This is a genomic window from Streptomyces sp. NPDC093071, from assembly GCF_044754545.1.
Taxonomy (GTDB): domain Bacteria; phylum Actinomycetota; class Actinomycetes; order Streptomycetales; family Streptomycetaceae; genus Streptomyces.
On record NZ_JBIVPH010000003.1, the window covers coordinates 365,817 to 378,403 of the forward strand.

A 12,587-nucleotide genomic window follows, 5' to 3' on the forward strand; every position below is an offset into this window, starting at 1 on the left:
CGAGTGAGTGATCAGCCGCGGTCCGGGACGCAGCGGCCGTCCTCGGTGCGGTACTTCCACTGGGCGCCGTTCCGGACGAGCTCCTTCACGGCGCCGACGAACCGCTCCACGTGCTCGTCGGGCGTACCGGCGCCGAAGCTCACCCGGATGGCGTTGAGGGACCGCTCGCCGGGGGCCGCCTCGGGGGCGCCGCACTCGCCCGGGTCCTGCGGGTCGCTGCCGAGCAGGGTGCGGACCAGCGGGTGGGCGCAGAAGAGGCCGTCGCGGACGCCGATGCCGTACTCGGCGGAGAGCGCGGCAGCGAAGTGGGAGCTGTTCCAGCCCTCCACGACGAAGGAGATGACGCCGACGCGCGGGGCATCGTCGCCGAAGAGCGAGAGGACCCGGACCTCGGGGACCTCGGCCAGGCCCGCGCGGACCGTGGCGATCAGGTGGTTCTCGCGGGCGACGAGGGCGTCGAAGCCGGCCTCGGTGAGGGCCTTGCAGGCGGAGGCGATCGAGTAGACCCCGATGACGTTCGGGGAACCGGCCTCGTGCCGGGCCGCGGTGGTGTGCCACTCCACGTCCACACCACCGTCGGCCCGACGCGCCACCTTGCGGGAGGCGCCGCCGCCCGCGAGGTAGGGCTGGGAATCCTGGAGCCAGTCGGCGCGGCCGGCGAGGACGCCGGAGCCGAAGGGCGCGTACAGCTTGTGCCCGGAGAAGGCGACCCAGTCCACGTCGAGGTCGGTCACGGAGACCGGGTGGTGGGGCGCGAGCTGGGCGGCGTCGAGCACGATCCGGGCGCCGTGGGCGTGCGCGGCGGCGGCCAGCTCCTTGACCGGCCACAGCTCGCCGGTGACGTTGGAGGCGCCGGTGACGCAGACCAGGGCGGGGCCGTAGGGGTCGCGGTCGGCGAGGGCCCGCTCCAGGGTCTCGACGGCCTGGGCCGGGGTGCGGGGCGCGTTGAGGTAGGTGACCCGGGCGTCGCGCCACGGCAGCAGCGAGGCGTGGTGCTCGGTCTCGAAGACGAAGACCTGGCAGCCGGCCGGGATCGCGGCGGCGAGCAGGTTGAGCGAGTCGGTGGTGGAGCGGGTGAAGACGACCTGGTCGCCGGGGCGGCAGTCGAGGAACTCGGCGACGGTGGCCCGGCTGTTCTCGAAGAGGTCGGTGGAGAGCTGGGAGAGGTAGCCGGCGCCGCGGTGGACGCTGCCGTAGTAGGGGGCGTACGCGGCGACGTCGTCCCAGACCCGCTGGAGGGCCGGGGCGCTGGCCGCGTAGTCGAGCGCCGCGTAGGTCACCTCGCCGCCGGTGACGAGCGGGACGGTCACGTCCCGGCCGAGGACGGGCAGCGGGGCGGCGCAGCAGGGGTCGGCGGACTCGGTGGCGGCGGTCTCGACGGCCTCGGCGACGACGGTGGTGACGGCGGTGGCGGCGGCGTTCGGGCGTGCGGACATGGCGGTATCTCCCGGCGGGCGGTGCGGAATGGCTTCGGTGGTCCCGTACGCGGCCGGACACGGCGGGGTACGGGTGAGGCCTCGGAAGACGTGGGGGTACGCGGAAGGAACCCTGATCCGAGGGTGAAGAAGGGGCGGATTCGCCCTATCGCATTCGCTTGCTCACGGAAAAAGCTCCTCGAGAGACCAGGACCCCTGGTGTTCGAGGGGTCCGCGCTTGCCGTAGACCTCGCTGCCTACGGCCTGGTCATCACCCGGGGCACCCCGCCACGGACGGAGGGTTGCCGGACAGCAAGCCGGGGCCAAAACGCTGTCACTCGTGACCTGAAGAGCATCCTGCCACATGATCGCGGATGCGCAAGACCCCGGTCCGCATGGTGGACCGGGGCCGTACGGCGAAGGGGCCGGAGACTACGCGTTGCTGACGGCGATCCAGCGCTCCAGGGCCCGGCGGGCGGCGCCGGAGTCGATCGCCTCGGCGGCCTGCGCAATGCCGGCGCGGATCTGCTCCACCAGGGTCCCGTCCCCCGGCGCGAGGGCCGCGAGGGCCGCCGCCGAGTTGAGCAGCACCGCGTCCCGCACCGGACCGGTCTCCCCCGCGAGCAGCCGGCGGGCCACGTCCGCGTTGTACGAGGCGTCCGCGCCGCGCAGCGCCTCGACGGGCACCAGGTCGATGCCGGCGTCGCGCGGGTCGAAGGCCTCCTCGCGCACCGCGCCGTCGCGGACCACCCAGACCCGCGAGGTGGCCGTGGTGGTCAGCTCGTCGAGCCCGTCGTCGCCGCGGAAGACCAGGGCGGAGGAGCCGCGCTCGGCGAGCACCCCGGCGATGATCGGGGCCATCCGGGCGTCGGCGACCCCGGTCGCCTGGGCCCGGACGCGGGCCGGGTTGGTGAGCGGACCCAGGAAGTTGAAGGTGGTCCGGATGCCGAGCTCCTTGCGGGCCGCGGCGACGTGCCGCAGCGCCGGGTGGAACTTCACCGCGAAGCAGAAGGTGATGCCGGCCTCCTCGGCGACCTCGGCGACCCGGCGCGGGGTCAGCTCCAGGTTGACGCCGAGCTTCTCCAGGACGTCGGAGGCGCCGGAGGCGGAGGAGGCCGCCCGGTTGCCGTGCTTGACGACCTTGGCGCCGGTGCCGGCGACCACGATGGCGGACATGGTGGAGATGTTGACGGTCTTGGCGCCGTCGCCACCGGTGCCGACGATGTCGACGGAGGGGCCGGGCACCTCGATCGTGTTGGCGTGCTCGTACATCGTCCGGACGAGCCCGGCGATCTCCTCGACGGTCTCGCCCTTGGCGCGCAGGGCGACCGCGAAGCCGGCGATCTGCGCGTCGGTGGCCTCGCCGCGCAGGATGCGGTCCATGGCCCAGGCGGTGTCCTCGGCGCTCTGGTCGCGGCCGGACAGCAGGCCGTCCAGGACGACGGGCCAGGAGCGGCCCGCCGTGGTAGGTCCTCCAGCGGGGGTCGCAGCGCTCATGGCAGCTCCTGGTCATCGCGACGTGACGGATACGGCCCCACCCTATCGACCCCCGGGGACGGCAAAGAGCCCCGTCCATCGGATGGACGGGGCTCTCGCCGTGGCGAACTTCAGGTGTTCAGGCGATCAGTGGTGGCCGTGGCCGCTCTGGATCTCCTTGTACTCCTCGACGGTGGGCTTGGCGATCTGGCTGTCCTCGCCGTAGTAGCCCTTGTTGAGCTTGACCCGCAGCTTCTCCAGGCGGCCGATCTTCCGCTCGACGCCGTTCTCGTCGACGGCCGGCGGCAGCTCGGCGGGCGCGTACTGCTCGTGCGCCGTGAGGCGGTGCAGCTCGCCCTGGCTGAGCGGCTCGTGGACCTCGACGAACTCGCCGTGCGGCAGGCGCTTGATGATGCCCGACTCGCGGCCGTGCAGCACCTTGTCCTTGTCCCGGCGCTGGAGGCCGAGGCAGATCCGCTTGGTGACGATGAACGCGATGACCGGACCGGCGAAGAAGAAGATCCGCACGAACCAGGTGATCGAGTTGATCGACAGGTGGAAGTGGGTCGCCCAGAGGTCGTTTCCACCACCCACGAGCATGATCATGTACGCGGTGATCCAGGCGACGCCGAAGGCGGTGCGCGTCGGAGCGTTGCGCGGGCGCTGCGCGATGTGGTGCTCGCGCTTGTCGCCGGTGATCCAGGACTCGATGAACGGGTAGACCGCGATCGCGCCGAGCACCGCCGGGAAGATCGCCAGCGGGATCATCACGCCCAGGACGAGCGTGTGGCCCCAGAGGTTGATCTCCCAGCCCGGCATCACACGGATCAGACCCTCGGCGAAGCCCATGTACCAGTCGGGCTGGGCGCCGGTGGACACCTGGTCCGGGCGGTACGGGCCGAGGGCCCAAATCGGGTTGATCGAGGCGATCGCCGCGATGACCGCGATGACGCCGAAGACCAGGAAGAAGAAGCCTCCGGCCTTCGCCATGTACACGGGCAGCAGCGGCATGCCGACGACGTTCTTGTTCGTGCGGCCGGGGCCCTCGAACTGGGTGTGCTTGTGGACGAACACCAGGATGAGGTGGGCGACCATCAGGCCCAGCATGATGCCGGGCAGCAGCAGCACGTGCGCCGAGTAGAACCGGGCGACGAAGTCGCCGCCGGGGAACTCCCCGCCGAACAGGAACATCGAGAGGTACGTGCCGACGATCGGCACGGACAGGATCGCGCCCTGCATGAAGCGGACACCGGTGCCGGAGAGCAGGTCGTCCGGGAGCGAGTAACCGGTGAAGCCGGTGAACATGCCCAGGAAGAACAGCAGGAAGCCGAACAGCCAGTTGATCTCGCGCGGCTTGCGGAACGCGCCGGTGAAGAACACGCGCATCATGTGCACGAACATGCCGGCGAGGAAGATCAGCGCCGCCCAGTGGTGGATCTGCCGGATGAGCAGACCACCGCGCACCTCGAACGAGATGTGCATGGTCGAGTTGAACGCCTCGGACATCAGCTGTCCCTGGAGCGGGACGTAGGAGCCGGTGTACTCCACCTCGTTCATCGACGGGTGGAAGAACATCGTCAGATAGACGCCCGTCAGGATGATGATGATGAAGCTGTAGAGGCAGATCTCGCCCAGCATGAAGGACCAGTGGTCCGGGAAGATCTTCCGCATGTTGGCCTTGGCCAGCGTGTAGATCCCCAGGCGGCCGTCGGCCCAGTCGGCGACCCGCTCACCGGCGGGCGCCTTCTTCTTCGTATCGGTGACGGTGCTCATCCGCGCTCCCAGAAGGCAGGACCGACGGGCTCGTCGAAGTCGCCGAGCGCCTCCAGGAAGCCCTTGTCGTTCACGCCGATCCGCAGCTGCGGAAGGGCGTGACCGGCCGGGCCGAAGATGACGCGGGCGCCGTCGGAGAGGTCGAAGGTGGACTGGTGGCACGGGCAGAGGACGTGGTGCGTCTGCTGCTCGTACAGGGAGATCGGGCAGCCCACGTGGGTGCAGATCTTCGAGAACGCGACGATGCCCTCGTGCGACCACTCGAGCTCGCGCTTGTCCTTGATGTCCTCCGGCTGGATCCGGACGATCATCAGGGCGGCCTTGGCGATCTCGGTCTGGAAGTCGTGGTCGTGCTCCGAGAGGCCCTCGGGCATCGCGAAGGTCAGCGAACCGACCGCGACGTCCTCGGGACGCAGCGGCTCGTGCGTGTTCATGTTGATGAGCTGAAGACCCTTGGCCCACATCGTGGTCCGGAGCTTCTTCTCGGGCAGCGGGCCCATGTCGCGCAGCAGGACGATGCCGGAGAGCGGCACGAGCGACAGCGCGCCGAACATCGTGTTGCGGATGAGCTTGCGGCGGCCGATGCCGGACTCGGCGGCGCCGGCCGCGAAGTCCGCCATGACCTTCGCCTTGACCTCGGGCGACGCCGCGATCGGGTGGCGCTCGTCGGCGACCTCGACGTCGGACATCAGGGTGCGGGCCCAGTGGACCGCGCCCGCGCCGATGAAGAAGAGGGCCGCGCCGAGGGTCAGACCCAGGGCGAAGTTGAGCGCGGACACCCGGCCGAAGGGCCAGATGTACACGATCTTGTCGACCGGGAAGATCACGTACGAGGCGATGAAGCCGACGGTGGCCAGCATCGACAGCGTGAACATGAAGGCGACCGCGCGCTCGGACCGGCGGGCGGCCCGCTCGTCGATGTCCTGGATGCGGGGCTTGTGGGGCGGGAGGCCCGGGTCGGCGAACGGGTCGTCGGCGACCTTCACCGCGCCGTGCGCGGTGTCCTGCCCTGCCGGCAGGTTCTCTTCTGAAATCTCTTGGCTACTCATGACTTCTTGGCCTTAGCGGTGTGGGCCGCGACCCAGATGGCAACTGCGATCAGCGCACCCAGGCCGAAGACCCAGGCGAACAGGCCCTCGCTGACGGGACCGAGGCCACCGAGCGAGAGACCGCCCGGGCTGTCGGCCTTCTCGCCGTTGACGGCCTGGACGTACGCGATGATGTCCTTCTTCTGCTGCTCCGGCATGGTCGTGTCCGGGAAGGAGGGCATGTTCTGCGGGCCGGTCTGCATGGCCTCGTAGAGGTGCTTCGGGCTCACGCCTTCGAGGCTCGGCGCGTACTTGCCGTGGGTCAGCGCGCCACCCTCACCGGTGAAGTTGTGGCACTGGGCACAGTTGGTGCGGAACAGCTCGCCGCCCTTGGCGGCGTCGGCGCCCGCGGGATTGTACTGCTTCTCGGTCGGCGTGATCGGACCGGCGCCCAGGGAGGCGATGTACGCCGCGAGCTGGTCGATCTCGGCCTGCGAGTAGATGACCTTCTTCTTCGGGACCTGGGCGCCCGGCTGCTGGGCCGGCATACGGCCGGTGCCGACCTGGAAGTCGACGGAGGCCGAACCGACGCCGACGAGGGAGGGGCCGTCAGTGGTGCCCTGACCGCCGGTTCCGTGGCAGCTGGCGCAGCCGACGGAGTAGAGCTTCTTGCCCTCCTCGATGGCGAGGGACTGGGCGGTTTCATCTGCCTTCGCGGTGCCCGCCGGCGCGAACGCGGCGTACAGCCCCCCAGTGGCCGCCAGCGCGAGGAGTAGGACGACGACCGCCGCCAGCGGATGGCGTCGTCGTGCGGAGAGCTTTTTCACGGATTACCCCGGTGTCAGGATCTTCTGCGTCGATGCTTGCTGGATGTCTCGGTCCGCCGGGTCGGCGGGACCGATTACTTGATCATGTAGATCGTGGCGAAGAGGCCGATCCAGACGACATCGACGAAGTGCCAGTAGTAGGACACGACGATGGCGGCGGTTGCCTGCTCGTGAGTGAACCTCTTGGCGGCGTACGTCCGGCCCAGGACCAGCAGGAAGGCGATGAGACCGCCCGTCACGTGCAGGCCGTGGAAGCCGGTGGTCAGGTAGAACACGGAGCCGTACGGGTCCGACGAGAGCGAGAGGCCCTCGTGCTTCACCAGCTCGGTGTACTCGAAGACCTGGCCGCCGATGAAGATCGCACCCATCACGAACGTGATGATGAACCACGTCCTGAGCTTCTTCACGTCGCCCCGCTCGGCGGCGAAGACGCCGAGCTGGCAGGTGAGGGAGGAGAGCACCAGGATCGTGGTGTTGGTCGCCGAGAACGGGAAGTTCAGGGCGTCTGCCTTTTCCGTCCAGAAGTCGGCACCCGTCACCGATCGCAGGGTGAAGTACATCGCGAAGAGGGCCGCGAAGAACATCAGCTCGGAGCTCAACCAGATGATGGTTCCGACGCTGGTGAGGTTCGGTCGATTGACCGACGGGTGTGCGTGCCCTGTTTCTACTGTCGTTACTGTCGCCACGACCGACATTATGTCGGTCGCTTATCCCGCCCTCACTCCGGGGGGTGCCGTTCGGAGTGTCAGGGGGGTGTGTCCAGCCCGAACGGCCCAGTGCGGAGGCCCGGGGACACCCTTCGAACAGGTGTTGAACGGGTGTTGACGGGCTGTGGACCGGAGTAGCATCCGCCGCGTCGGACGACGACCTTCCCACGGACTTCCCCACGGAGGAACGATGCAGTCGAGTGCCACGGTCCTGGTCTACAGCGACGACGCGAACACGCGCGCGCAGGTGCGGCTCGCGGCCGGACGCAGGCCCGCGGCCGACGTTCCCCCGGTCGAGTTCGTGGAGTGCGCCACACTTCCCGCGGTCCTGGAGCGGCTGGACGCGGGCGGCGTCGACGTCTGCGTCCTGGACGGCGAGGCCGTGCCGGCGGGCGGCATGGGCGTCTGCCGGCAGATCAAGGACGAGGTCTTCCGGTGCCCGCCGGTGCTGCTGCTCATCGGGCGCCCGCAGGACGCCTGGCTGGCCACCTGGAGCCGGGCGGACGCCGCGGTCACCCTTCCGGTGGAACCGGTCGAGTTCGCGGCGTCCCTGGCCTCCCTGCTGCGCTCCCGCCTCTCGCTCGACGCGTGAGACGCGGGAGACGCGGGAGACGCGTGGGCTGACCGGGCCGGTCAGAGGGAGGGCCGCAGGCGGGCCTGCTCGGTGGAGACCACCGGTTCGCCGGCGGCCTCCACCAGGGCGCTGCCCTCGCGCCACTTGTCCCAGGACAGGTTCCAGTCGCCGAAGCCGTTGCCGAACCCCTCCATCGTGTCCCCGGAGCTGTTGACGGTCTTCACGATGTCGCCGGCGCGGACGGTCTCGAAGAACCAGGCCGCGTTCCCGGTCGACATGCCGACGCAGCCGTGGCTGACGTTCGCCACGCCCTGCGAGCCGACCGACCAGGGCGCGGCGTGCACGTACTCGCCGCTCCAGGTCACCCGGGTGGCGTAGTACACCGGCAGGTCGTACGACTCGGAGCTGCCCTCCGCGATGCCGACGGTGGTGCCCCGCATCCGGACGTAGTACTCCTTGCCGAGCACCACCTTGACGCCGTTGCGGGTGTCGAAGCCGGGCTTGCCGGTGGTGACCGGAATGGTGTTGATCACTTCTCCGTTGCGCTTCACCGTCATGTGGTGGGTGTCGGCGTCCGCGATGGCCTCGATCCGGTCGCCGATGGTGAGCTTCAGCGGCTGGGACGCGCCGCCGTAGAGCTTGTCGCCGACCTTGAGTCCGTCCAGGTTGCCGCTGACCGTGACGCGCGCGCCCGCGGGCCAGTACTCCTTCGGGCGGAAGTGCAGCTTCTTGTCGTCCACCCAGTACCAGGAGCCCTCGACGGAGGGGGTGGAGCGGACCTTGAGGGCCCGCTCGACGATCGCGCGGGAGGCCCGGTCCTTGACGGGGAGGCTGAGGTCGGCGGTGATGGGCTGTCCGACGCCGTACGTGCCCGCCTCCGGCCCGAAGGCCGCGGTCAGGGCCCGCTCGGCCGGGGCCGTCTCGAAGGTGAACGTACGGGCGCCGGGGGCGCCGTCCTCGTCCTCCGTGGCCACCCGGACCGTGTAGCGGGCGCCGGCCGCCAGGGTGGCGGTGGAGCGCCAGCGCCGCCCGTCCGCGGTGAGCTCGCCCGCGAGGTGGCGTCCGGAGGCGTCGACCGCGGTGACGTCGGTGATCCGGCCCTCGTCGCCCTTGGCGGTGATCTCCAGGGGCTTCTCGGGGTCCGCCTTGGCTCCGTCGGCGGGGGCGCTGACGGCGAGCTGGTCCGCCGCGTCGTACGCCTTCACCGTCAGCGGGTGGTCGTCCGATCCGGCGCACGCGGTGGCGCCCGCGGTGACGGTCACGGCCAACAGGGTGCAGCTCAGAACAGTCCGAATGCGCGGCGTGTCGTTCATGACCTCACCGTAAGAACAATCCTCGGAGGGGGCGCGCCGAGTGCTGCAAAAGAGGGGCCCGGACGCTTCGGTGACGAAGCGTCCGGGCCCCTCGGTGTGCTCCGGTGCGGAGCGGGGTACTGCTACTGGTTCTGGTTCTCGCCGCGGTAGAACTCGAAGACCCAGCCGAACAGGCCGACGAGGATCAGCGGGGCGGAGAAGTACAGGATCCACCAGCCCATCGCGACGGCGAGGAAGGCGAGCGCGCCGCCGATGCCGAGCGAGAGCGGCTGCCAGCTGTGCGGGGCGAAGAAGCCCAGCTCACCGGCCTCGTCCGCGACGTCGGCCTCCTTGTCGTCCTGGGCCATGGCGTCGACGCGCTTGGCCGTGAAGGCCAGGTAGTAGCCGATCATGATGGCCAGGCCGAAGGCCAGGAAGAGCGCCGTCGTGCCGACCGGCTCCTTGGACCAGACGCCGTACAGGATCGCCATGGCAAGGATGAAGACGCTCAGCCAGATGAACATCTTGCCCTGGATCTTCACTTGCCGGCCTCCTTGCTGCCCGTGAGGGCCTCGGCCTCGTGCGGCTTGTTCTCGAGCTGGTCGAGAGCGGCGATCTCAGGGTGGTGCAGGTCGAACGCCGGGGATTCGGAGCGGATCCGCGGCAGGGTGAGGAAGTTGTGCCGCGGCGGCGGGCAGGACGTCGCCCATTCGAGCGAACGGCCGTAGCCCCACGGGTCGTCGACCTCGATCTTCTTGCCGTACTTGGCGGTCTTCCAGACGTTGTAGAAGAACGGCAGGATCGACAGGCCCAGCAGGAAGGAGGAGATCGTCGAGATCGTGTTCAGCGCGGTGAAGCCGTCGGCGTCGAGGTAGTCCGCGTAACGACGCGGCATGCCCTCCGCACCGAGCCAGTGCTGCACCAGGAAGGTGCCGTGGAAGCCGATGAACAGCGTCCAGAAGGTCATCTTGCCGAGGCGCTCGTCCAGCATCTTGCCGGTGAACTTCGGCCACCAGAAGTGGAAGCCGGCGAACATCGCGAAGACGACGGTGCCGAAGACGACGTAGTGGAAGTGCGCCACGACGAAGTACGAGTCGGAGACGTGGAAGTCCATCGGGGGCGAGGCCAGGATGACGCCGGTCAGACCACCGAAGGTGAAGGTGATCAGGAAGCCGATCGTCCAGAGCATCGGTGTCTCGAAGGACAACGAGCCCTTCCACATCGTGCCGATCCAGTTGAAGAACTTCACGCCGGTCGGTACGGCGATGAGGAACGTCATGAAGGAGAAGAACGGCAGGAGCACGCCGCCGGTGACGTACATGTGGTGGGCCCACACGGTCACGGAGAGACCGGCGATGGCGATCGTCGCGGCCACCAGGCCGATGTAGCCGAACATCGGCTTGCGGCTGAAGACCGGGATGATCTCGGAGACGATGCCGAAGAACGGCAGGGCGATGATGTACACCTCTGGGTGTCCGAAGAACCAGAAGAGGTGCTGCCAGAGCAGGGCACCGCCGTTGGCCGCGTCGAAGACGTGGGCACCGAACTTGCGGTCCGCCTCCAGGGCGAACAGCGCGGCCGCCAGGACCGGGAAGGCGAGCAGGACCAGGACACCGGTCAGCAGCACGTTCCAGGTGAAGATCGGCATCCGGAACATCGTCATGCCGGGGGCGCGCATACAGATGATCGTGGTGATGAAGTTGACCGAGCCGAGGATCGTGCCGAAGCCGGAGAAGGCCAGACCCATGATCCACATGTCGGCGCCGACGCCCGGCGAGCGGACGGCGTCCGACAGCGGGGAGTAGGCGAACCAGCCGAAGTCGGCCGCACCCTGCGGGGTGAGGAAGCCGGCCACCGCGATGATCGAGCCGAAGAGGTAGAGCCAGTACGCGAACATGTTCAGCCGCGGGAACGCCACGTCGGGCGCGCCGATCTGCAGCGGCATGATCCAGTTCGCGAATCCGGCGAACAGCGGCGTCGCGAACATCAGCAGCATGATCGTGCCGTGCATCGTGAACGCCTGGTTGAACTGCTCGTTCGACATGATCTGCGTACCCGGACGGGCCAGCTCGGCGCGCATGAAGAGCGCCATCAGGCCGCCGATGCAGAAGAAGGCGAACGACGTGACCAGGTACATGGTCCCGATCGTCTTGTGGTCGGTGGTCGTCAGCCACTTCACCACGACATTGCCGGGCTGCTTGCGCCGGACGGGCAGCTCGTTCTCGTACGAGCCCTCGACCGCGGCGGCACCCTGGGTTTCGTTGTGGATGCTCACAGTTGGTTCTTCTCCGCATTCCTGGCCGGGTCCGTCTGCTCGATGCCAGACGGGATGTAGCCGGTCTGCCCCTTCTCGGCCAGCTCCTTCAGGTGCTGCTGGTAGCGCTCCGGGGAGACCACCTTGACGTTGAAGAGCATCCGGGAGTGGTCGACACCGCACAGCTCGGCGCACTTGCCGAGGAAGGTGCCCTCACGCGTCGGGGTCACCTCGAAGGAGTTGGTGTGACCCGGGATGACGTCCTGCTTCATCAGGAAGGGGACCACCCAGAAGGAGTGGATGACGTCGCGCGAGGTCAGGACGAACCGGACCTTCTCGCCCAGGGGCAGCCACAGGGTCGGGCCCGGGTTGCCGGTCTGCGGGTTCCGGTCGCCGGGGATGCCGGCGTCGTAGACGCCGCCCGCGTTCTCCGGGAAGTCGTCGATGAACTTGTCCGGAATCGAGGCGAGGTTCTTGTCCGTCTTGGCGTCGCCCTTCACACCGGGCACGTTCTCGACGTAGTTGAAGCCCCAGCTCCACTGGTAGCCGACCACGTTGACGGTGTGGGCGGGCTTGTCGGAGAGCTCCAGGAGCTTCGACTCGTCGCGCGCGGTGAAGTAGAAGAGCACCGAGACGATGATGAGCGGGGTGACCGTGTACAGCGCCTCGATGGGCATGTTGTAACGGGTCTGCGGAGGTACCTCGACCTTGGAGCGGGTGCGCCGGTGGAAGACGACGGACCAGAGGATCAGGCCCCACACCAGTACACCGGTGACGAGGGCGGCCGCCCAGGAGCCCTGCCACAGGGAGAGGATCCGGGGAGCCTCTTCCGTGACGGGGGTGGGCATACCAAGGCGGGGGAAGTCTTCCCAGTTGTACGAGCAGCCGGTGGCTGTCGCCAGGATCAGGCCCGCAGTCAGCACCTGCGGCAGCTTCCGCCGCATCGGGCGCCGCGACGAGCGGTCGGAGCCGTTGGGACTCACGTAGCGCCTTCCCGAGAGTCTCGGCCCGCGTTGGTCGGCCACGGCCGTCCGTCTCGCTGGTCGGTCGCCGCCCCGTGCCGCGGGCAGGGGTTTGGATGTTTATGCGGACCAAACCCTACTGGACGCTATTTGGGGTCGCGCGGGGAGGGTGCCCAACGCGCCGTCCGACTCCCCGAAGGGGTGGAGTCCGGGGTTCCGCAGGGGGGTCGGGCGCGCCCGTTCGGCGGCCCGGCGGCCGGTCGGGGGGCGGTTCTGACG

Annotated in this window: 11 protein-coding genes and 1 riboswitch; of the genes, 1 reads left to right on the plus strand and 10 read right to left on the minus strand. The window is 68.9% G+C overall.

Going from position 1 to position 12,587, the window contains the following annotated elements; all coding sequences use genetic code 11:
* Positions 1–11: 11 nt before the first annotated feature.
* From ACIQD7_RS12965 to ACIQD7_RS12990, 6 genes are all read right to left on the minus strand, one after another.
* Positions 12–1,436, minus strand: a complete 1,425-nt coding sequence (locus ACIQD7_RS12965; protein ID WP_402441593.1) for an aminotransferase class V-fold PLP-dependent enzyme — start codon at positions 1,434–1,436, stop codon at positions 12–14.
* A 208-nt stretch (positions 1,437–1,644) separates the two neighbouring features.
* A riboswitch (SAM riboswitch) is annotated at positions 1,645–1,761 on the minus strand.
* A gap of 86 nt (positions 1,762–1,847) precedes the next feature.
* Positions 1,848–2,912 carry an anthranilate phosphoribosyltransferase gene (gene trpD, locus ACIQD7_RS12970; protein WP_161373674.1) on the minus strand — a complete coding sequence of 355 codons (1,065 nt, stop codon included), beginning with the start codon at positions 2,910–2,912 and terminating at the stop codon, positions 1,848–1,850.
* 126 nt (positions 2,913–3,038) lie between these two features.
* On the minus strand, positions 3,039–4,664 hold the full coding sequence (locus ACIQD7_RS12975; RefSeq protein ID WP_161373675.1) for a cytochrome bc complex cytochrome b subunit: 1,626 nt from the start codon (positions 4,662–4,664) through the stop codon (positions 3,039–3,041).
* Entirely contained in the window at positions 4,661–5,713 is a 1,053-nt protein-coding gene (locus tag ACIQD7_RS12980; protein ID WP_121828463.1) for a Rieske 2Fe-2S domain-containing protein, read from the minus strand. Before ACIQD7_RS12980 ends, ACIQD7_RS12975 begins: the two co-directional genes overlap by 4 nt.
* Positions 5,710–6,519 carry a c-type cytochrome gene (locus tag ACIQD7_RS12985; protein WP_402441594.1) on the minus strand — a complete coding sequence of 270 codons (810 nt, stop codon included), beginning with the start codon at positions 6,517–6,519 and terminating at the stop codon, positions 5,710–5,712. The genes ACIQD7_RS12980 and ACIQD7_RS12985 overlap by 4 nt, the downstream gene beginning before the upstream one ends.
* Before the next feature lie 74 nt (positions 6,520–6,593).
* Positions 6,594–7,214 carry a heme-copper oxidase subunit III gene (locus tag ACIQD7_RS12990; protein WP_121828461.1) on the minus strand — a complete coding sequence of 207 codons (621 nt, stop codon included), beginning with the start codon at positions 7,212–7,214 and terminating at the stop codon, positions 6,594–6,596.
* A gap of 202 nt (positions 7,215–7,416) precedes the next feature.
* Here ACIQD7_RS12990 and ACIQD7_RS12995 point away from each other — a divergent pair, with 202 nt between their 5' ends.
* On the plus strand, positions 7,417–7,818 hold the full coding sequence (locus tag ACIQD7_RS12995; RefSeq protein WP_121828460.1) for a hypothetical protein: 402 nt from the start codon (positions 7,417–7,419) through the stop codon (positions 7,816–7,818).
* A 41-nt stretch (positions 7,819–7,859) separates the two neighbouring features.
* Here the strand turns inward: ACIQD7_RS12995 and ACIQD7_RS13000 are convergent, their stop codons facing one another.
* The 4 genes from ACIQD7_RS13000 to coxB form a co-directional block, all read right to left on the minus strand.
* Positions 7,860–9,113, minus strand: a complete 1,254-nt coding sequence (locus ACIQD7_RS13000) for an Ig-like domain-containing protein (protein ID WP_121828459.1) — start codon at positions 9,111–9,113, stop codon at positions 7,860–7,862.
* Positions 9,114–9,235: 122 nt separating this feature from the next.
* Positions 9,236–9,634, minus strand: a complete 399-nt coding sequence (locus tag ACIQD7_RS13005) for a cytochrome c oxidase subunit 4 (protein WP_121828458.1) — start codon at positions 9,632–9,634, stop codon at positions 9,236–9,238.
* Positions 9,631–11,367: a cytochrome c oxidase subunit I gene (gene ctaD / locus ACIQD7_RS13010; RefSeq protein WP_121828457.1), complete on the minus strand. Its 1,737-nt coding sequence runs from the start codon at positions 11,365–11,367 to the stop codon at positions 9,631–9,633. The genes ACIQD7_RS13005 and ctaD overlap by 4 nt, the downstream gene beginning before the upstream one ends.
* On the minus strand, positions 11,364–12,329 hold the full coding sequence (gene coxB, locus ACIQD7_RS13015; RefSeq protein WP_402441595.1) for a cytochrome c oxidase subunit II: 966 nt from the start codon (positions 12,327–12,329) through the stop codon (positions 11,364–11,366). The genes ctaD and coxB overlap by 4 nt, the downstream gene beginning before the upstream one ends.
* Positions 12,330–12,587: the final 258 nt, after the last annotated feature.